This window comes from Sulfurospirillum sp. UCH001 (assembly GCF_001548035.1).
Taxonomy (GTDB): Bacteria; Campylobacterota; Campylobacteria; order Campylobacterales; family Sulfurospirillaceae; genus Sulfurospirillum.
Genome location: NZ_AP014723.1, coordinates 963,179 through 984,028 on the forward strand (window position 1 = coordinate 963,179; position 20,850 = coordinate 984,028).

Consider the following 20,850-nt stretch of genomic DNA (forward strand, 5'->3'; position numbering starts at 1 on the left):
CCTTAGGAAGTCTGTTAATATAACCATCCGATAACGTAGCGAATAGGCATAAAAAAGTAGTGTGAAAGTGGTGTAGCAATGAAGAGAATGAGGATAATCATTCCATAACGCTCCATAGATTCGTAAAGGCGAACTAAGCCATTCCAACCCATAATCATACCAAGGTACGTAAGAGCATGTGAGCCATCAAGTGGTGGAATAGGGTAGAGATTAAACAGTCCTAGAACCACATTGTAAATAAGCGATTGGATAAAGAAATAGACAACAAAATACTCTATATAGCTGTTGACTTGGTGTAAATCTTGGAAGAAGCTAAGCACTCCTGCACAGATGAGTGCAAGTATAAAATTGTAGGCAATACCTGCGAGTGAAACATGAATAGCTGCTTTATACCCACCATTGCGAATAACGGTAGGAATGAAAATTGGTACTGGTTTTGCCCAACCAAACATAAATGGCGCACCACTGAAAAAAAGAACTGCAGGTACAATAATCGTACCTACAATATCAACATGCACAATAGGATTAATGCTAAGACGCCCTTGATATTTAGCCGTGTTGTCTCCATAGCGATAGGCAACATAACCATGCATGATTTCATGCCCAATAATAGCTATCATAAGGGCTAGAACAGTGGCTATAATTTCAAGAAGATTAACGGTATCCATTAAAAGAAGCTTTCATCATATTGCATTGTTTCTACAAAACGACCAATACGATTCCATCTGATGGTGTATTCGTCTGTTTTTTTCCATGATGCTAACTCGCTTGGTGAGAGGAGTTTCTCTTCTTCTGGACCTTTTTTCTCCCATGAAAAATAGATAAACCAAGGCTTACCGACAATCAGTTTATAAGGAACACTGCCCCAAAAACGGCTATCATTAGAGTGGTCACGGTTATCACCCATCATAAAAAAGTTGTCTTTTTCTACTTTGGCATAAAAAGCGTTAAAACTATACCCTGAAATAGCAGGAAGTTCTTGTACAAGGGCTGGTTTCATCGCAAGCTGATTCGCTCCTAAATGAAGTACCATTTGCTGAAAAAGATCCACAGAATCATCGTACTGAATACCGTGAAATTTCTCTTTATACGGATTGTTAACCCATAATTTACCAGCAATAGTTTTGATTTTTTCTGCTGGATAATTTGCTTTGATGTATTCATCCCCTTCACTAAAGTGAATATAGAGGTTTTTCTCTTGGAAAAGAATTTCATCGCCTTCTGTCGCTACACAACGTTTGACGTAGTGTACTTTCTCGTCTTTTGGATAACGAAAAACAACAATATCTCCGCGTTTTGGACGCTCACCTTCGATAAGATGACCATTGCCATTAAAGTCTGGCAATACTGGAATTTCAAGCCACGGAATATGTGGAGTAGCGATACCATACGAGAATTTTTTAACAAAAAGATGATCTCCCACAAGCAAGGTTCGTTTCATAGAACCACTCGGAATAACAAACGCTTGTGCAACAAAAAAGATGACAAAAAGTACGATGACAAGAGTTCCTGTCCAACTGTTAGAAAAAATGTAAAAACGGTTAAGTAAATTTTTCATGAAAGTCCTAATTATAAACGATGCTTCGCTGCTTTGATGGTGTTCTCTAACAACATCGCGATGGTCATAGGACCAACTCCACCGGGGACAGGGGTAATGAAAGAACATTTTGGAGAAACAGCTGCATAATCGACATCTCCAACAAGACGACCGTCTTCTGTTTTGTTGATACCAATATCAATCACAATAGCGCCTTCTTTAACCATATCCTCTTTGATAAGATTTCGACAACCGACACCCACGATGACAAGATCTGCTTTTTGTGTATGCGATTTAAGATCTTTTGTGAAAATATGGCAAATGTCAACCGTTGCACCTGCATTAAGAAGAAGATTCATCATCGGTTTACCAACGATATTACTTGCTCCCACCACACACGCATCGAGCCCTTTTGGATCAATGTTGTAGTGCGCTAAAAGGCGCATAACACCAAGAGGTGTACAAGGAACAAAACTATCTAGTCCTGCAACTAAACGTCCAACATTAAAAGGATGAAAACCATCGACATCTTTTTTAGGGTCTATTGCTTCAATAATTTTTGTCGTATCGATATGCTTTGGAAGAGGAAGTTGAACAAGTACGCCATCGATGTTAGGATTATTATTAATCATAGAGATAGTTTCTAAAATTTTCTCTTGTGAAATAGTGGTTGGCATTTTATGAATAATCGAATAAATTCCAGCCGTATCACATGCTTTTTCTTTCATTTTGACATAGGTTTGACTCGCCGCATCATCACCGACTAAAATAACAGCAAGACCTGGTGTAATGCCTTTTTCATTTAGCTTATCACTCTCTTTTTTGAGTTCAATTTTGATTTGATCTGACAGTGCTTTTCCATTGAGGATCTGCATTCAAACATCCTTTTAGTTCATTTTTGGTACTATACCAAATTACGAATAAAGAGAGGATAAAGCAGTTTTGATGCGGTTTTTGCTTACCTGTAATGTATGTTTATTTTTGCTCTCAACTCCTCTTTGGAGCGAGGACTTTATTACCAAAATGGAATATGCGAAGATGCTTTATTCCAACCCTAGAGGCATTGGCTGTAACAAGTGCCATGGGGAAAAAGGTGAAGGTTCTGTTATCTCTCAATACCCGCACAAAGGCAAGATGGTTGCACTTGAAGCCCCAAATATTACCAATGTGCCAAAAGAGCGTTTTTTTCAAGCGTTAACCTCTCAACACCGCGTTATGCCAACGTACTTTTTAACATGGCAAGAGATCGATAGCTTGTATTATTACGTTTCTAGCGAAGTGAAAAAGTAGTTTGTTTAGAAACTTTTTGTAAAATAATCAAAAATGAATGAAGGAATTGTGACAATGCATTACGATAAAAGCATTAAAGCGTATGAAAAAGCACGAAATGTTATTCCTGGTGGTGTTGATTCGCCTGTTCGTGCGTTTAAAAGTGTAGGTGGAACGCCTCTTTTTATTAAAAAAGGTGAAGGTGCTTATCTTATCGATGTAGATGGCAATCGTTATGTTGATTATGTTCAAAGTTGGGGTCCATTGATTTTTGGACATGCCAATAAAACGATCGAAAAAGCGGTGATTAAAGCTGTTAAAAAAGGACTTAGTTTTGGAGCACCGACAAAGGCAGAAACCAAACTTGCAACTCTTATCTGTTCTATTTTCCCAGACATGGATAAAGTGCGTTTTGTGAGCAGTGGAACAGAAGCGGTCATGAGCGCAATTAGATTAGCACGTGGTTTTACAGGTAAAGATGACATTATTAAATTTGAAGGCTGTTACCATGGCCATAGTGACTCACTTTTAGTACAGGCGGGAAGTGGTGCAGTCACCTTTGGTAGTCCAAGTTCTCCTGGTGTACCAGCCGACTTAACAAAACATACGCTTTTAGCAAAATACAATGACATTAAAAGTGTCAAAAAATGTTTTGAGAATTCTAAAAATATAGCATGTATCATCATTGAACCAATTGCAGGCAATATGGGGTTTGTTCCAGCCGATCCAAAATTTTTAGAAGAGTTGCGTGCTCTTTGTGATAAACATGGAACACTTTTGATTTTTGATGAAGTTATGAGTGGATTTAGAGCAAGTCTAAAAGGCGCTCAGGGTATCTACCAAACACTTCCTGATTTAGTAACGTTTGGTAAAGTTATCGGTGGTGGTATGCCTGTGGGTGCCTTTGCAGGACGAGCAGAAGTGATGGATAAACTCTCTCCAGATGGTTCCGTTTATCAAGCAGGAACACTTAGTGGTAATCCTGTCGCGATGGCTGCAGGTTTGGCTTCATTAGAGCAAATTGTGGATGAGTCAGATTTATATGTAAGACTTGAAAAGAAAGCAAAAAGATTGGTTGACGGTTTAAAAGAAGCTGCAAAAGAAGTAGGTATACCGCTTCAAGTAGGCGCTATTGGTTCTATGTTTGGCTTCTTCTTTAATGAGAAACCTGTGAAAAATTTTGATGATGCTCTTAAGTCAGATACAACTCGTTTTGCAGCATTCCATCAGGGTATGCTTCGTGAAGGATTTTATTTTGCGTGTTCACAATTTGAAACAGGTTTTATCTGCGATGCGATGAGCGATGAGATCATTGAAGAGACTATCGAAGCAGCTCAAAAAGTCTTTAAAGAGATTGCATGAGCGAAAAAGAAAAACCAAAATACGGTAAACTCATTGAAGGTGCAGAACAGCTCTCTTTAGGCATTTCCATTGTAGTGGCGATTCTTATTGGTATTGGACTTGGAATGCTGATGAGTGACTGGTTTAATACGCCATGGCTATTATGGGTGGGTGTATCATGGGGTGTTGGTGGAGCTATTTTAAATGTCTATAAGGCATACAAAAAAAATGTTGCATCCCTTGATGAGCTTAAAGACGATGTGAGATATAAAAAATATCAACAACAAAAAGATGATGATGAAGACGACAAGTAAGCTGTTACGTTTTTATCTCTTAGGTGATCTTGTTGTTATTGTGTTTTCATTGGTGCAAGGTGGTCATTGGTTACTCAATACGCAACTGGCTTTTATCTGTTCATTATTGATTACACTTGCATCATTTCGTTCGTATCATACGTTTGTGAAGCGTCGTGTTGATGCAGGGCTCATACCTGATGATAAGTTTGATAAATACTATGAAGACGATAAAGAAGAAAACGATGAGGAAGAGAGTGCTCATCCAAAAGTCGCTAAAGTAGGTTTTAAACAAAGCTTTCAAAATCTTGCTTTAAGCTATAAAAGTGCACTTTCACTGTATCGTATTCTCTCATATGGCGTGCTGTTTTTAGTGGTACTTTTTTTAATTCGCCATGAGACATTAGATGCAGTTGCATTTTTTATAGGCTTAAGTGTGGTACCGCTCTCAAGCTTTTTATCTGTTGTGTTTGTGAAAAAGGGTTTAAATGAAACGAATGAGTAATGAAGAAGCTTTACGTTTAATTCGTGAGGCAGATTTGAATACACTAGGCGAAATGGCGTTTAAACGAAAGATGGAACTTCATCCTGAAAATCTCACGACATTTGTTGTTGATCGTAACATTAATTATACCAATGTGTGTTGGGTTGATTGCAAATTTTGTGCATTTTATCGCCATCATAAAGAGGATGAAGCGTATGTGCTCTCTTTTGAAGAGATTGGTCAGAAGATTGAAGAGTTGATTGAAATTGGTGGGACACAGATTCTTTTTCAAGGTGGTGTGCATCCAAAGCTTAAAATCGAGTGGTATGAAGAGTTGGTAGAGTGGATTAGTACCAATTATCCAAGTATCACGATTCATGGTTTTTCAGCCATCGAGATTGATTACATCGCTAAAATTTCTAAAATTAGTTACCAAGAAGTACTCCTTCGTCTTCAAAAAAAAGGACTCTATAGCATCCCAGGTGCTGGTGCAGAGATTTTGAGCGACCGTGTTCGTGACATTATCGCGCCTAAAAAACTAGGAACCGATGAGTGGTTAGGTGTACATAGAGCAGCCCATAAAATAGGCATGCGCTCAACGGCTACTATGATGTTTGGAACCTTAGAAACGGATGAAGAAATTATTGAGCATTGGGAAAAAATCAGAGAACTTCAAGATGAAACAGGTGGGTTTAGAGCGTTCATTATGTGGAGTTTTCAAAGTGATCATACAAAGCTGAAAGAAGAGCATCCTGAAATTAAAAAACAATCAGCCAACCGCTATCTTAGACTTTTAGCGGTAAGCCGTTTGTATTTGGATAATTTTAAAAATATTCAAAGCTCTTGGGTCACGCAAGGAAGCTACATCGGCCAACTAGCGCTCATGTTTGGGGCAAACGATCTTGGTAGTACGATGATGGAAGAAAATGTGGTCAAAGCTGCAGGAGCAGCAAATAGAATGAACCAAACAGAGATGATTAAGCTCATCAAAGATATTGGTTCAATACCAGCCAAACGTGATACTTCGTACACGATTTTGGAGAAATTTGCATGAAAAAAGTGTTGTTAACAATAATGATTTTGGTACAAGGAGTATTAGTGGCTCAAGAAGTCAGTCAAATCAATGTAAATGGTGTAGAAATCCCTGTGGTATTTGAGAAAGATACCTCTTTGCCTATTGCTTCAGTACAACTTGTTGTTAGAAATGCTGGAAGTATGGAAGATGGTGCCAATGAAGGTATCGCGAAGTTTTTAGCTGCTATGCTTGGTGAAGGAACCAAAGAGATGGGCTCAACAGCTTTTGCAGAAGAATTGGAATTTCGTGCGATTAGCCTTGGTGCTCATAGTGGCGTTGAGACCCTTGTATTTGAAGCTTCTGCCCTTAAAGAGCAGTTTCCTTACGCTATGGATATGCTCAAAAAATTACTCAAAAGCCCTAACTTTAGCAAAGAAAGTTTTGACAAAATCAAGCTTTTAACCCTTGGAATGCTCTCAAACAAAGAGAGCGATTTTGACTACATCGCAAATCTTAATTTACAAAAACTGATCTTTGAGAATACCCCTTTTGCGCATGCATATAGTGGTGATGTCAAAAGTATTAAAGCACTGAAACTCAAAGATGTTGAAAATTTTTATAAAGAACGTGTAAATTTGGAGAGTCTTATCATTGTTGCAGGTGGTGACATTGAGTTAGAGGAACTTAAAAAATTAATTGCACCGGTTCTTTCTGAAATTAAACATGGAAAGCGTCGAGAAATTGCCTATTATGACGCGAATAAAAACGCCAAAGAGTTGATTGTCGATAAAGAAAGTGAGCAAGCCTATATCTACTTTGGTGCCCCTTTTTACATGAAAAGTGGCGACCCTGAAGCGTATAAAGCAAAAGTTGCAAGCTTTATTTTAGGCGAGAGTGGTTTTGGAAGCCGTTTGATGGAAGAAGTACGTGTCAAACGTGGACTTGCGTATTCAAGTTACAGTAGAAGCAATATTGGTAAATCGAGCAGTAGTTTTACAGGGCATCTTCAAACTAAAAATGAGAATTTAGACGAAGCCAAAAAAGTTGTTGCTTCAGAGATCAAACGTTTTGTAGAAGAGGGTGTAAGCGCAGAAGAGCTTGCTCAAGCTAAGCGCTTTTTATTAGGGAGTGAACCTCTTCGAAACGAAACGCTTTCTCAACGACTTTCTCGCGCATTTTTTGAATACTACAGTGGATTTGAGTTAGGTCATTCGAAAAAGCAGTTAGAAAAGATTGAAACATTAAGCTTAGAAGAGTTAAACAGCTTCATAAAGAAACACGATGAGATCACAGCACTTAGCTTTTCGGTAGTCACGAAACGTGCAAAACCTTGATCTTGACCCTATAGATAAAGAACGTTTAAAAAAAATAGGAGCAGGAACGCTTTTAGATTTAGCGCTCCTGTTACCTCATTCTTACGAAAACACAACACTTACGCCTACACCTCTTTTAGAGCAGACTAACACAATAGCGGTTAAAGTCCTCTCTGTAAAACAAAGTCCTAAAGTATTTCAAATAGCATTTTACGTTGAATCCTGGAATACCCATCTTGATGGAGTCATCTTTGCGTTCAAGCCTTATCATAAAGCACAATTTAGAGTAGGAAGTGAACTCTTTATCCATGGAAAAGTAAGTTACAATGGTGGCAGATTGCAAATGGTTCAGCCAAAAATCATCACAACCATCAATACATTAATTCCAAAATATAAAACACCGCTTCAAAATAAAACGGTGATAAGTTTGATGCAACGCTATCTTACACTTGATGCACTCTTACGTGAAGGACTCAACGAAAAAGAAGCTAAAACGCTTTTACGTCTGCATTTCCCGAGTGCTAAAGAAGCCAGTACTATAAGTAGTTTTGGTTACTCAGAATCCATCCTAAATGTACTGAAATATGTCGAAATACATAACTATCTCAAAAAGCTTTCTGGAAAAAAAGTAAGCTTCCCTTCATGTGCTAAGCTAGATGGTGATGAAAAACCTTTTATAGCTTCGCTTCCTTTTACATTAACGGCCGATCAACAAAAAGTTATTGGTGAAATTAAGCGAGATTTTCTAAGTGAAAATGCAGCAAAACGTGTCATTATGGGTGATGTAGGCTGCGGAAAAACGATGGTGATATTGGCTTCTGTGATGATGACATATCCTAGAAAAGCCGTTCTTATGGCCCCAACCACGGTACTTGCCAATCAACTTTATGAAGAAGCTGTAAAGTATTTACCAAAGCATATTAAGACGATTTTGATTACTCAAGAAGCTGATAGCAAGAAAAATATAGAGAATTTTGATTTTATTATTGGGACACACGCTCTACTGTATAGAGAACTCCCACACTGTGCACTGGTGATGGTTGATGAACAGCATCGTTTTGGCACGAAACAGCGTTCTTTACTCTCCGCTCTTGTTTCAAAAAAAGCGTGGCATCCACATTATTTGCAGTTTTCCGCCACACCAATTCCACGAACACTCAGTATGATTCAATCCTCTTTAGTCGATTTTTCATTTATTAAAATGCTTCCATTTCCTAAAGACATTACCACTAAAGTCATCGCTAAAAAAGATTTTAAAGCCTTGGTTGAACATATCAAAAATGAAATTGTACAAAAACACCAATGTATCATTGTTTATCCACTTGTGGAAGAGAGCGAAATGATCAATTATCAATCGATCGATGAAGGACGTGGTTTTTGGGAAAAACATTTTGAAGGTGTTTTTGTTACGTATGGTAAAGATAAAAACAAAGAAGAGATTCTAAAAACGTTTAAAGAAGAGGGTAATTTACTCATCTCTACGACTGTTGTAGAAGTAGGTATCTCTCTTCCTCGTCTTTCGACCATTGTGATTGTTGGTGCTGAACGTTTAGGACTTGCTAGTTTGCATCAGCTTCGTGGACGTGTGAGTCGTAATGGTTTAAAAGGTTACTGCTATTTGTATACCAATCTTGCAAAAAGTGAAAGACTGGAAAAATTTAGCCAGACATTGGATGGATTTGAAATCGCAGAATTGGATTTAGAGTACCGCCAAGGGGGAGACGTCGTTGGCGGACTCATTCAAAGTGGTAAAAAATTGGTTTGGTTTGAAATGGGGTGTGATGAAGAAATTTTAAAAGAGGCAAAAAAAAGAGTTGAGGAGGCGTAAAGCCTCCTCAAAGTTTAGGTTTAATAAAGACCAAATCTTCCATCTGTTTTTTTATACATAACGCGGAATTTATCTTCCATATCATGGAATACAATAAATTGTCTATCTGAAGCTTTTAGTTCATTCATAGCATCTTCAACCTCAATAGGTTTGTAGCTGTTAAGACGCATTGGAACGATCTCATCATCGCTTCCTTCCGCATTTTCAGGTGTTTCTACTGCTTCAAGGCCTTCAATAGGCTTATGCGTGTTAATTTTATCGTGGTGACGGCGTAGAACTTTTTTTGCACGCTCAATCGCTAGATCAATCGCAGCATAGACATCTTTGTCTTTTTGTTGAATAACAACAGTGTTTTTATGCGCCATGTTAATAGCAAATTCAACGTTAAAGCCTTTTTTGCCATTTTTTTCATCCGCTGAGATCACAGTACGCACAGAGATAATGTCCAAATTGTATTTGCCAAGAGCATCAACTGCACCTTCAATGTAAGCTTTGATAGGCTCGGTCAAATCAAATTGTTTTCCTACGATACTTGTGTTCATCTTGTCTCCTTTTCCTTCCCTTTTTCAAGGGTTTATGAAGTCAGTATAACAAATAAAACCTTAAATGAAAAGGAGGTTTAAAAGCTGAAATTACGGCTTTTGGATGGTTCGTCTGTGTAAGCGAATGGGTTCTGTTGAGATATTATTGTCCGTTGTTGTTGAAACTATTGTATCAATAATAACGGTGATGTTAGAATCATCAGTTGCAACAAGATCGCTTAGGATATTACAGTTATTATTAGAAGCTGATGCTAGTCCTCTGCCTAAGTAATTGATCGTTACATTAATATCGAACATCGCTGTAGCCCCTGCTTGGGGATATTGTGCGTTGATAGCATTTAAACAGCCATTTGTTGTATTGATGTCATGTCCACTGATAGCAAGGAGAGCGTATTCTGTGCCACTTTGTACCAAAAGCTCTGCCTGCTCACGAAGGAAGAGATCACTGGTTTGCTTCGTTGAAAACGTTGAAAAAGAGAGTGCTAAAGCAGCAATAGTAGCAACTAAGACGATAAAAATAATTGCAGTGATAAGTGAGAAACCTTTACGCATTAGAATATCGCCTTTTCTTTGCAAGCACTAAAGTCAAAGTTACCGCTTTGATTATTATCATGAATGCACAGTTTTATACGAATGGCATCACCTATTTGAAGTATACGAAATGTACTTACATTTTGGGCAAGAATAGAAGATGTTCCATTCACGGCATAATTCTCTCCTTCCCATGGTTGGTAGTTATAATGTAAGGTAAGGTTAAAATCATTAGCATTGCCTACTGGTACAAGAGCATAAGCGGTATGTGAGAGATAGTACTGTTCAAAAAGATCACCAGAGCCATCTCCATCGTAGTCAATCAAGTCATCATTAGCGACATTGGAATTAAGTTGAAGAATCGTAAGGTTAGTTGCACAATTACTATTTACGCAACGTACACGTCTTGCATAGGGGTTGTTGGCAATCGTTGTTGCATTTTCATAATAATTTGAAAATGTACCTGGTTTTGGACCTTTGAAAAAAAGTCCAGGTCTTTTTGCTCCAGCTGTTGCATCTAATGAAACAGAATTATTTGTAAGAGCTTTTATAATGTCATTTGTAAAATCAAGTCGGCTTCCAGGTGATGAAAGTGTCCTACTCGCATGGCTTGTATTGACATCACTCATATCAATAAATCCACTCCAACCAGGAACGACAGATGTTCCATTGTGCTCACCTAAAAAGCTTTCATTACTAACACCGATCCATTCAATAATATTGTATCCAGGAACAGCACTAGAAAGTGCAACCCAATTAACACCATTATCATTACTCGCTCTTACACTATCTTTAATGCGGTACTGTAGGCGTTTAGCTATTTGTTCTAATACGATTTCTGTTTGACTCTCAAGGCGGGTAATGGCGCGTGTCCGAAGGTAGTTCTCATAAAGTTTAGCAACAATCTCTGATCCAATACTAGCAACGATACCAAAAACAACGATGACCATTACGAGTTCTATCATCGTAAAAGCAGGGTGCTTTTTCATAAGTAAGGCCTTGAAGGAAGCAAAGAAGATTCTCCTATATTGCATGAAAAAGTACGCAAGGTAATATTTTGGTTACCTCCTGAAGCTGTGACTGCAATGGTTTTTATATTTGTTCTAACATTTGCATTGTTAGGATTAAATGTAAAATTATTCAATGGTGTATTACTATATGTTGCAGTATCACTGGCATAAGTTATTGTTGGCGTTAATGTTAGTGCAGTAAAAACATAATCAAGTGTTCCCGCTCCTTCTAAAGTGGCAGTAATGGTTGTAGCTTGTCCATTAAAATCATCAATATCATCAAGTCCATCAGTACCAATTGCAGATGCTGTATCACCAGCAAGAGAACATTTACGTCTATAATCTGCGTTGACATGTCCTATTCGTCTAAAAGTTGTAGCTGAACAATTCAAATCTCCATCACCATTGATTGCTGTTAGAACAAATGATCTCTGAGCTGCTGCGTCATAACTATTGTGATCCCATTCATAGGTCAAAATATCACCTATCTTTGTTTTTGCTGCAAGGATAGCTTCTTGTTGTAATGAAAAAGTATTGTTTGTTTGTACTTGCGTAAGGATAAGTGGTAGACTCATAACGGCAATGCCCATGACTACAATAGCGAAAACAAGCTCTAACATTGACATAGCAGAACGCATTACTACCACTCCATTCGACGATTTGTTCGTGTTGAAGCATTTACATCAACGGTTTTTCCAAGATCACCTTGCCCTGCCCAGTTGCCAGAATTAATAAATTCAACATTAAAATCATTCGTTGTAGCTGAGCTAGTGAAAGGATTATAAATGAGCCATGAAGATGGTCGCATATGAATACGATCAGTATATGGAGCTGTAGCGTTTGTAAGTGTATGGCTAGTATCAAAGCCATTTGCATTAATAGTACTTAGATTTGGATTTGCAATATTAGTAGTACCCATTTTAGTAAATTGAAAAACATTTCCAAATGTTGTGTTTGTATGGAGAGGATTTTGATACCAATAAAATGACGTAGGACTTTGTAACCCTGTGATGTTGAAATTAGCTTTTATACATTCATTACAATAAATCTCATAACGAATCGTTGTATTAATAGGACTTGTTCCTCTATAATCTGTTGAGTAAACCCGACCATAATAAAATGTTGCGTTTTGATCTGTAAAAGCTTTTGTTCCTGTGCGATTATCTTGATTAGATGTATTGACATCACTTATTCGAAAAATAAAAGGTTGCACAGTTTTTGTCATGTTACGATCAAAATTTACAAGGTATTGAACTTGTGCTGTGCCATTAGCGTCGTTACTGTCAAATTGTGTATTATTGAGTGGCATTGTGTAGCTTGAAATATTTGCTAAAGCTATGCTTCCATTGAGATCATGTAATCTATCATACCAAAGTAATCTGTTTAATCCTGTCAATGTGTTTCCAACTGTAGCTGTATTGATGGTAAGATTTGCATCTTTAGCATAACAGAGAGATGTATAATTAGAAAGAATAGCGTTTGTAGCACTGCGAGCAGAAATATTAAGATCAAGTAATGCAGAAATGTTTCTATCAGCAGGGTTGGGATATGTTTCAAAATTGGAAAGATATGTAAAGCCATTTCCACCATTTGTAAAATTACCATCAATAGTAAAACTATTTGGGACAACTTTGATTTGTCTCGTGAAAGGAGAAATAAAACGTTGAGCATCTGGTGTATCGTCTGCATCAACAAGGGCATATTCAGAACCACTGGTTTCATGTATTGTCATATTAAAATCACCAACATTAGGAAGCGAATATGTTCTTGTAACTAGTCCATTTGTAAAATCAATTGAAGGTGAAAATTCAATAGAAGGAACGGCACATGTTTTGCTACTATCACTGATGTTAACATCTACTTTAAAAGAGCTGTTTACTGTCTCATTATAATCTGTCGTACCTGTTCCATTGAATTGATTAGCATAAAATGAAATTGTAGTATTTTGATCGGCTATAAATTGTTGGTTTGCTGCAATTGTACTATTGAAATCATTTGGACGAATAGCAAAATTATCACGAGAACAATTGGTTGATCCATTAACTTTATCTGACAGACACATAAGACAACCGTAAGCATTATTGTACTTTGGAGGATAGATATTTCCTTTACTACCAGCATTTGTATAAGCATTCGAATTACAAGGAGCATCTTTTCCTGTTGGAGCAGTTATACATTCTGTCACATCATATGGAATAATGTCATCAATTTTATCTTCATTTCCATTAAGGCATTGTGGAACACCTTTTAAATTTCCAGTAATACTACTATTATTTGTACAGTTGTTTCCTACTAAATTTAACGATACTTTATTCCAATCGATAAAATGAGCTTTAATACGGGCATTTCGTTTTGCTTGATTAACCAATGTAAAAGAATTTGATACAGCGGTATATTGATTACCATCACGAGCAAAAGTAGCGGTTACATCAGTAGTGCTACTTAAAGGATTATCCTCTGTACAAATACTATTAGATAATCTGAATAAAATGAGCATATCGTAAGAAGCACTGCTATAAATTGTTGGTTGAGGATTCGAAGTATTACTACCCAAAAAGACAGCTTCTAGGGTTTTATTGCTTATATTGGCAATACTTGTTTTTAATCCGTCAAGGACATTATAGTTGTATGCATTATTATATGTGTCAACAATATCTATAAGAGAAGGAGATGTAACAAGTCCACCAACTGTTCCTGCTGTATTAATATTGCTCATTCCTTCTAATAAAACTGCTTCATGTGTCGCTGCATTATAATAATGAGTGTATGCAACATTAGTAACATTTTGTTCAGATAATGTTTGATCATAATCGTCGCGTATTTTTACAGAAAATTTCATTAATTCACGGGCATTGACAGCCATATATGGAACATTACACCATACTTTCGTTGCTTTGGAAATATTATTATCTGCATAATCTACTGAACAATTAGCATCTTTTAATAATGAGACGCAGGCAGGATCTGTTGATCCTATCGCACAATGATAATTTGTTTCTGAAGATGTTTTGAGACGGATACTATTTTTAATAGCAGTTGCATTACGATCAATAATATCTAAGAGCATATCACCACCAACAGAAGAAGAAAAGGTGTCATATATCGTAATGTTTTCAGCAGCTTCATTACCAGAATTATTTAAATCTAATGTATACTGAACATAATCACCAGGATAAAGAGCTTGAGTAGGGGTTGTATTGGATTCTTTTCTAAAAGAACTAATATCAGGTTGATACATGTCTACTGAAAAAGCAACCATACCAGGAAAAGATTGATCGCTTGTATTATTATTATTTTTTACACTTAGTTGCAATATAGTGCTGGTCTGATTCATATCAATACACGCTACTGTAGCTCCTGAACTATTTTTACAACTTGTTTTAATATCAAAAACATCTAAATCAATACCTGGGTTATAAATACGTGTGCTATTCAGTAAAGTTCCAAAAATGGAAATAGAATCATTCAAAAATGATCCAACAGGATTTACACTGTTATATACATCTTGTAGAGTACCACTTTTATTGCTTAATTTTACTTTTTCCCCTGTAAGTTGTTTTTCTGCACCCATAGCATAGAAAGCCATAGATCCAGTTGGCACTTGACTTAATGGGGTTAAAAATCCACTAATATTAATATCAATCGATTCTGTTTGATTGGTTGGAGGAAGTAAAAATTTAAAACCATCATAAATCGATACATTTTTATATTTTTGACCAGATGCGATTGGTCTTACATATTCAACAATGAGAGACCATCCACCCATTGGACCCCATGTAACATTTCCCGCAATTTCAGGTTCATACATAGTACTATCTAGACCTGCAGTTGTTTTTATATTTCCTACAGTGAAAGTTTTTTTATTTGAAGCGTATCCTCCATTTTTGACAATATCAGTGACATCTGCTGTCGCTTGATAGAAAAGACGAAATCCTTTAATATTAGTGGTGTTGTTAAGATAGGCATAATAATTAACTTTAGTTGAATCATTTGCATTAGCTGTAATCGTGTGATCTACGCCATCAGGAGTTCGAAAAATGACACTGTTGAAGCCTGAAGTTGCAGTATCATACGCTAACTGTGTTGCAGTTGTTCCATGTATATGCCCATTCCAGTATAAATAAGCTTTAGTAATATTTGCATCTGATGGAATCGTTAAAGTTGCACTAGAAGAGTTGAGAGGAATTTGTGATGTAGGTATGTCTGTTAAGAACATACTGTCTGCATTTGCCAATAAACCAGTATAGTTCCAATCACATTTTGTTCCATTCTTAACACATAATATGGGAGCTCCAGTTACGTTAAAATCACCATAGATATTAACTCCAGAAGTACCACTTGTATTTCTTAAGCTAAAAGAACGTTCATTCTTGGTAATCCATCCAGCAAAAGAAATACTAGTTACAAGAATACATAACACAGTAATTTTAGATACAGAGTGAAAAAAAGATAGGTAGTTACTTTTCATAGACAACCTCCGTATTTTAACAAATGAAATCCAAAATGGATATATCTGGATTTTACTCAGACTTCTCTTTATTTAAAAATTGCGAAATACTCTCCATCAATCCAAAATCAGGATATTGATTTGCATCTAAAACAACTTGTGCAACTGTTCCATTATCAACATTAAATACGAGAGGCGCGATAAAGTTAATTGTTGAGGTTTCAATAGGTGTCGCAACAATCATAATATTTAAAATAAGAATATTTGTAGTTTTTTCATTGATATCTAGTAATGCTCTAAAGTACTCAGGAATTTCAAATTCATACGGACGAATCATAAAAGGGTTAATAAGAACAAAGGTTGTTGCATCGGACTTTGATATAAATTTTACGAAGAAATCATCAACTTTTTCAAGTTCTGCTTCTTTAATTGATTCAAATCCAGGGATCGGTGCTTTCACAGAAAAGATCATATTATTCCTTTTAAAAAACAAATATTTTATCTATTGTATCATTTTGTACGTTAAATGAGGCAAGTTGTTTGAAAGAAATGTACTTCAAAGCAAAAAAAATCATTTTTATTTTAAGATAACAAAAAAGAAGATACAATAGGTTTTTTTAACACAAAGGATAGAGTGAATGAAGATAGCAAATGTTCTTATTGTGGCGTCATTAGTGGCTTTTATGAGCGGTTGTGCCTCCAAGGATAAAGAGGTTTTCAATATGCCCGCAACCTATTGGTACGAAGAGATTGCAAAACAAATAAAAAGTCAAGATTTAGAAAAAGCCGATTCGCTTTATACTTCATTAGCCAGTGAGCATATTGAATCACCACTTTTACCTGATGCTATGATGATGCTTGCCAATGCACATATGCAAGATGAAGAGTATGTACTAGCTAACTTTTATCTTGATGAGTATTTGAAGCGTTATGGAAGTAAAGCAAATGCAGATCATGTTCGTTTTATGAAGATTAAAGCAAATTATGAGGCATTCCCAAACCCAAATAGAAATCAGCAACTATTGATTGATACCATCAATCAAACAAAAGATTTTTTAGCACGTTATCCAGATTCAAAATTTAGACCATTAGCTGAGACGATTTTATTACGATTAGAGCTAGGTGAATATTTCTTAGATTCAAATATCAAAGACTTGTATTCAAGAGTTGATAAACCAGAAGCAGCAAAAGCATATGACGAAAAACTCAAAAAATCTTCACTTGGTGAAGCAAAAATCGTCGAACCAAAAATCCCTTGGTATCGTTCTTGGTTTGAAAAACAATAAACACTATAACTTTTTATTTACTTCTTTACTATACAATCTAATTATCGCATAAGAGCTTAGCTCTTATGCCCTTACATGTACAATACAAAAAAAGATAAACTAAATGGAGATTGAGCGATGAAACTCAGTGACTATACCGCGTTTCCTGCGGACATACCTATTGTCGTTGAAGACAATTTATTTTTATACCCTTTTATGATTTCTCCTCTATTTTTAACGGATGAAGAAAACATTCGTGCCGCCAATGATGCCTTAGATCATAACTCTTTAGTTATGGTATGTACAGCCAAAGTAGGCAATGAGCATGGGCGCGATTTTAATGCAATTTATCCAGCAGGTGTGATTGGTTCTATTATGCGTAAAGTAGATCTTCCTGATGGCAGAGTAAAAATCCTTTTTCAAGGAATGCAAAAAGGAAGAATTTTAAAAGAACTCTCTACAACACCTCTACGTGCAACGGTTGAACTTATTCAAACACATCATTCTGAGCCGATGAAGGTAGAGGCAACCTTAGCTGTTTTACGTGAGAAAATTGCACAACTTGCATCTTTGGGCGGGCAATTCCCACCAGATTTGATTAAAACGATTGAAGATAACAGCGATATTCATCGTATAACGGACTTAGTGGCAAGTAGTATGAAGCTCAAAAAAGAGCAAGCCTATAAATTGTTTATTGAAAGTGATGATGAGACAAGACTTTTACAACTTATTGATTATGTGATTGAAGAGATTGAATCAAGTCGATTAAAAAAAGAGATTAAAACAAAGGTACATTCACAAATTGAAAAAGTGAATAAAGAGTATTTCCTTAAAGAGCAACTTAAACAGATTCAAAAAGAGCTAGGAACGGACAATCAACGAGAAGAAGAGATTGAAGAGTATCGTAAAAAGCTTGAAGCAAAAAAAGAGCATATGGAAGAGGATGCCTATAAAGAGATTAAAAAGCAGATCGATAAACTTTCTCGTATGCATCCAGACTCTGCTGATGCCAATTTAATTCAGAGTTATCTTGACTGGGTTATTGAAATTCCTTTTGGTAAAGCCGCTAAAAAAGACCTTGATGTTTTAGAAGTTAAATCACAACTCGATAAAGATCATTACTCGCTTGAAAAACCAAAAGAGCGTATCGAGGAGTTTTTTGCGGTACGTGAACTTCTTTCTAAACGAGGCATTGCTGATAAATCAGCCAATGGTGCTATTTTATGTTTTGCGGGCCCTCCGGGTGTTGGTAAAACATCTTTGGCCAATTCTATTGCAAAAGCATTGAAACGTAAACTGGTTCGTATTGCCTTGGGTGGACTTGAAGATGTTAATGAGCTAAGAGGCCATAGACGCACCTACATTGGCGCGATGCCTGGTCGTATTGTTCAAGGTATTATCGAAGCAGGGGAAATGAACCCAGTTGTTGTTTTAGATGAGATCGACAAAGTAGCAAGAAGCTTCAGAGGAGATCCTACAGCGGTTCTTTTAGAAGTTCTGGACCCAGAACAAAACAACAAATTTAGAGATTATTATCTCAATTTCAATATTGACCTGAGCAAAGTCATTTTTATTGCTACCGCAAATGAAGTTGGCTCGATTCCTGCACCATTACGTGATCGTATGGAGTTCATTTTTGTCAACTCATATACACCTCAAGAAAAGTATGAGATTGCAAAGAAATATTTGATTCCTCAAGAGCTTAAAAAGCACGGTTTGAAAAACAGTGAAATCAATATTTCTAAACCTACATTGCAGTTAATTATTGCCAATTATACACGAGAATCAGGTGTAAGAAATTTACGCCGAAGAATTGCAGATATCTTACGAAAAGTAGCGAAGCAGCTTTTAATGGACCCTTCCATTGATAAAGTAACGATTACACATACCAACTTGAAAGATTACTTGCCAAAAACTGTTTTTGAAATTGATGAAGTCGATAAAGAGAACAGCGTGGGAATTGTCAATGGTTTGGCATGGACAAGTGTAGGTGGCGATGTGTTGAAAGTAGAAGCGATTCGCATTCAGGGCAAAGGTGGCATTCAAATCACAGGTTCACTCGGTGATGTTATGAAAGAATCGGCTAAAATTGCTCTTAGTGTTGTTAAAGTTTTAATTGATAACAAAAAAATTCAAGTGCCACTTTCTATTATCCCGACATCGGGACTTGATAAAGAAGAGTGTGCAAAAGCTGTTGAACCAAGTGATGTTTACAGACGTTATGACCTTCATATTCACGTGCCAGAAGGCGCTACACCCAAAGATGGCCCAAGTGCTGGAATTACTATGGCAACAGCGATTGCTTCGATTTTATGTGATAAAAAAGTTAAAAGTGATGTTGCAATGACAGGTGAACTTACCTTAACGGGTAAAGTTCTTCCAATTGGTGGGCTTAAAGAAAAACTCATAGCTGCCTATAAAGCGAAGATCAAAACAGCATTGATTCCAAAGAAAAATTATGAAAAAGATTTGGATGAAATTCCTGATGAAGTTAAAGAAAAAATGAAAATTATCCCTGTCTCTCGGGTAGAAGAAGTGTTGGAATTTGCGTTAGTCAAATAAATTTTTAAGAGGGCTATTCAGCTAGGGTAGTCCTCAAAACGAATGAGTGATTGAATTTACGAGTTAGATGGTGAACGAAGTAGATTTAAAAGAAGAAAAGCCCCATATTTGAGGCTTTATGCTATTGTTGTAATTGTTCGAAAGGAACAGCAACAACTTTTTGAGTGTCAATGATGTAAGGGATAACTGCTGTAGCACGTGCGCGTTTGATCGCTAGTTCTACCATCTCTTGATGTCTTTTGCAGTTACCAGTTAAACGACGAGGCATAATTTTGTATCTCTCAGAAAGAGAATGTCTCAAAATTTTTGCATCTTTATAGTCAACGTATTCTACTTTTGCTTCACAGTATTTGCAGTATTTGCGTGCAAATTTTCTTTTCTCTGCCATTTTTTATCCTTTTATTTACTAAAACGGTATTTCATCATCGTTAATATCGATGTCTGGAATTTCATGACCACTATATTCAGGAGTAGATTGTCTTGGATATGCAGCTGGCTTTTGTTGGTTGGCAGCATTATAGCCAACATTTGGTGTGCCCATCATAGTTTCACCATAACTTCCACCCATATCTGCACCACCGCCTTCTTGTCCACCGCGAGTATCCATCATCTGGAGTGTTTCAACAGTGATAGAGTGCTTTGAGCGCTTTACACCTTGTTGATCTGTCCATTGATCAAGTTTTAAACGACCTTCAACCAACACTTTTTTGCCACGGCTTAGGTATTGATTAGCGATCTCTGCGGTACGTCCAAAAAAGGTGATGTCGATAAAGCATACTTCTTCACCTTGGCTACCATCTTGCTTTTTGAAGCGACGATTGGTCGCAAGTCCCGTGGTACAAACTGCGCCACCATTTGGTAGATAACGAAGTTCACAATCACGTGTCAGGTTACCAAGCATAATTACTCTATTGAACATCATGGCTCCTTAATTAAGCTTCAGTTGTAACAGTGTCTTCTACAATCTCTTTAGATTCAACAACTGCTGGTGCATCACCTTTTTTAGTGATTTTCTCAACTTGTTTGTTCCAGAATCTAAGTTCTTTTTGATTTTCAAATTTAACAGTCATAAAGCGGATAAACTCTTCAGTAATTCTGATAAGTCTTTCAACCTCAGCAATAGCAGCTGTAGGAGCAGTAAAGTAAAATACTACGTATGTTCCACGCTCAAATTTATCGATTTGATACGCAAGTTTACGTGTACCCATCTCAAGTGTTGCAGAAATAACTGCACCGTTTTTTTCTAAAATTTCTTTTAGATAGTTTAGTTTTGCTTGTAGCTCTTCTACCGTTAGTGTAGGCTTTACTACAACAAGCAACTCATAATGTCGCATCGTTTCTCCTTCTGGATTTCACCCAAATAGATCAGTATTTGAGTAAGGATTTTTTAGAATAGGCGTGGATTATACTGTA

General features: G+C 36.6%; 21 protein-coding genes. 9 read left to right on the forward strand and 12 right to left on the reverse strand.

Annotated features, from left to right (window positions below; translation table 11 throughout):
* Nucleotides 1-14: 14 nt before the first annotated feature.
* From UCH001_RS04770 to folD, 3 genes are read right to left on the reverse strand one after another with little or no spacing between them, the layout of a single operon-like run.
* Nucleotides 15-668 carry a site-2 protease family protein gene (locus tag UCH001_RS04770; protein ID WP_067174954.1) on the reverse strand — a complete coding sequence of 218 codons (654 nt, stop codon included), beginning with the start codon at nucleotides 666-668 and terminating at the stop codon, nucleotides 15-17.
* Complete coding sequence (gene lepB, locus UCH001_RS04775; RefSeq protein ID WP_067174956.1) at nucleotides 668-1,558, reverse strand: signal peptidase I; 891 nt, start codon at nucleotides 1,556-1,558, stop codon at nucleotides 668-670. Before lepB ends, UCH001_RS04770 begins: the two co-directional genes overlap by 1 nt.
* An 11-nt stretch (nucleotides 1,559-1,569) precedes the next feature.
* Nucleotides 1,570-2,412: a bifunctional methylenetetrahydrofolate dehydrogenase/methenyltetrahydrofolate cyclohydrolase FolD gene (folD, locus tag UCH001_RS04780; protein WP_067174957.1), complete on the reverse strand. Its 843-nt coding sequence runs from the start codon at nucleotides 2,410-2,412 to the stop codon at nucleotides 1,570-1,572.
* Nucleotides 2,413-2,482: 70 nt separating this feature from the next.
* Between folD and UCH001_RS04785 the strand changes: the two genes are divergently transcribed.
* From UCH001_RS04785 to recG, 7 genes are read left to right on the forward strand one after another with little or no spacing between them, the layout of a single operon-like run.
* Complete coding sequence (locus UCH001_RS04785; RefSeq protein ID WP_067174959.1) at nucleotides 2,483-2,827, forward strand: cytochrome C oxidase subunit III; 345 nt, start codon at nucleotides 2,483-2,485, stop codon at nucleotides 2,825-2,827.
* 54 nt (nucleotides 2,828-2,881) lie between these two features.
* Nucleotides 2,882-4,168, forward strand: coding sequence for a glutamate-1-semialdehyde 2,1-aminomutase (gene hemL / locus UCH001_RS04790; RefSeq protein WP_067174961.1), 1,287 nt, complete (start codon nucleotides 2,882-2,884; stop codon nucleotides 4,166-4,168).
* Nucleotides 4,165-4,461 (forward strand): AtpZ/AtpI family protein, encoded by a 297-nt coding sequence (locus UCH001_RS04795; protein WP_067174963.1) that lies wholly within the window; start codon nucleotides 4,165-4,167, stop codon nucleotides 4,459-4,461. The genes hemL and UCH001_RS04795 overlap by 4 nt, the downstream gene beginning before the upstream one ends.
* Entirely contained in the window at nucleotides 4,445-4,945 is a 501-nt protein-coding gene (locus UCH001_RS04800) for a hypothetical protein (protein ID WP_231963970.1), read from the forward strand. The genes UCH001_RS04795 and UCH001_RS04800 overlap by 17 nt, the downstream gene beginning before the upstream one ends.
* Nucleotides 4,929-5,978, forward strand: coding sequence for a dehypoxanthine futalosine cyclase (locus UCH001_RS04805; RefSeq protein WP_067174967.1), 1,050 nt, complete (start codon nucleotides 4,929-4,931; stop codon nucleotides 5,976-5,978). The genes UCH001_RS04800 and UCH001_RS04805 overlap by 17 nt, the downstream gene beginning before the upstream one ends.
* Nucleotides 5,979-6,022: 44 nt before the next feature.
* Nucleotides 6,023-7,273: a pitrilysin family protein gene (locus UCH001_RS04810; protein WP_231963971.1), complete on the forward strand. Its 1,251-nt coding sequence runs from the start codon at nucleotides 6,023-6,025 to the stop codon at nucleotides 7,271-7,273.
* Entirely contained in the window at nucleotides 7,260-9,080 is a 1,821-nt protein-coding gene (recG, locus tag UCH001_RS04815) for an ATP-dependent DNA helicase RecG (protein ID WP_067174970.1), read from the forward strand. Before UCH001_RS04810 ends, recG begins: the two co-directional genes overlap by 14 nt.
* A 20-nt stretch (nucleotides 9,081-9,100) precedes the next feature.
* Here recG and hpf read toward each other — a convergent pair whose 3' ends face one another.
* From hpf to fliW, 6 genes are all read right to left on the reverse strand, one after another.
* Nucleotides 9,101-9,622, reverse strand: coding sequence for a ribosome hibernation-promoting factor, HPF/YfiA family (gene hpf, locus UCH001_RS04820; RefSeq protein ID WP_067174972.1), 522 nt, complete (start codon nucleotides 9,620-9,622; stop codon nucleotides 9,101-9,103).
* A 90-nt stretch (nucleotides 9,623-9,712) separates the two neighbouring features.
* Nucleotides 9,713-10,174 carry a hypothetical protein gene (locus UCH001_RS04825; RefSeq protein ID WP_067174975.1) on the reverse strand — a complete coding sequence of 154 codons (462 nt, stop codon included), beginning with the start codon at nucleotides 10,172-10,174 and terminating at the stop codon, nucleotides 9,713-9,715.
* Nucleotides 10,174-11,142, reverse strand: a complete 969-nt coding sequence (locus UCH001_RS04830; RefSeq protein ID WP_067174977.1) for a type II secretion system protein — start codon at nucleotides 11,140-11,142, stop codon at nucleotides 10,174-10,176. The genes UCH001_RS04825 and UCH001_RS04830 overlap by 1 nt, the downstream gene beginning before the upstream one ends.
* Nucleotides 11,139-11,801: a hypothetical protein gene (locus tag UCH001_RS04835; protein WP_067174980.1), complete on the reverse strand. Its 663-nt coding sequence runs from the start codon at nucleotides 11,799-11,801 to the stop codon at nucleotides 11,139-11,141. The genes UCH001_RS04830 and UCH001_RS04835 overlap by 4 nt, the downstream gene beginning before the upstream one ends.
* 2 nt (nucleotides 11,802-11,803) lie before the next feature.
* Complete coding sequence (locus UCH001_RS04840) at nucleotides 11,804-15,631, reverse strand: hypothetical protein (protein WP_067174982.1); 3,828 nt, start codon at nucleotides 15,629-15,631, stop codon at nucleotides 11,804-11,806.
* Nucleotides 15,632-15,683: 52 nt separating this feature from the next.
* Nucleotides 15,684-16,082, reverse strand: coding sequence for a flagellar assembly protein FliW (gene fliW, locus UCH001_RS04845; protein ID WP_067174984.1), 399 nt, complete (start codon nucleotides 16,080-16,082; stop codon nucleotides 15,684-15,686).
* Between the two features lie 166 nt (nucleotides 16,083-16,248).
* Here fliW and UCH001_RS04850 point away from each other — a divergent pair, with 166 nt between their 5' ends.
* Nucleotides 16,249-16,896, forward strand: coding sequence for an outer membrane protein assembly factor BamD (locus UCH001_RS04850; RefSeq protein ID WP_067174987.1), 648 nt, complete (start codon nucleotides 16,249-16,251; stop codon nucleotides 16,894-16,896).
* 117 nt (nucleotides 16,897-17,013) lie between these two features.
* The gene (gene lon / locus UCH001_RS04855; protein WP_067174989.1) at nucleotides 17,014-19,437 is read left to right on the forward strand and encodes an endopeptidase La; all 2,424 of its coding nucleotides are present in this window, start codon (nucleotides 17,014-17,016) and stop codon (nucleotides 19,435-19,437) included.
* Nucleotides 19,438-19,558: 121 nt separating this feature from the next.
* On the opposite strand, the gene rpsR is transcribed toward lon, so the two are convergent.
* Genes rpsR through rpsF form a run of 3 tightly spaced genes read right to left on the reverse strand, consistent with a single transcriptional unit; the run spans nucleotide 19,559 to nucleotide 20,771 of the window.
* On the reverse strand, nucleotides 19,559-19,825 hold the full coding sequence (gene rpsR, locus UCH001_RS04860; RefSeq protein WP_041959792.1) for a 30S ribosomal protein S18: 267 nt from the start codon (nucleotides 19,823-19,825) through the stop codon (nucleotides 19,559-19,561).
* Nucleotides 19,826-19,843: 18 nt separating this feature from the next.
* Nucleotides 19,844-20,356, reverse strand: a complete 513-nt coding sequence (locus tag UCH001_RS04865) for a single-stranded DNA-binding protein (RefSeq protein WP_067174992.1) — start codon at nucleotides 20,354-20,356, stop codon at nucleotides 19,844-19,846.
* A 13-nt stretch (nucleotides 20,357-20,369) separates the two neighbouring features.
* Nucleotides 20,370-20,771 (reverse strand): 30S ribosomal protein S6, encoded by a 402-nt coding sequence (gene rpsF / locus UCH001_RS04870; RefSeq protein WP_067174994.1) that lies wholly within the window; start codon nucleotides 20,769-20,771, stop codon nucleotides 20,370-20,372.
* Nucleotides 20,772-20,850: the final 79 nt, after the last annotated feature.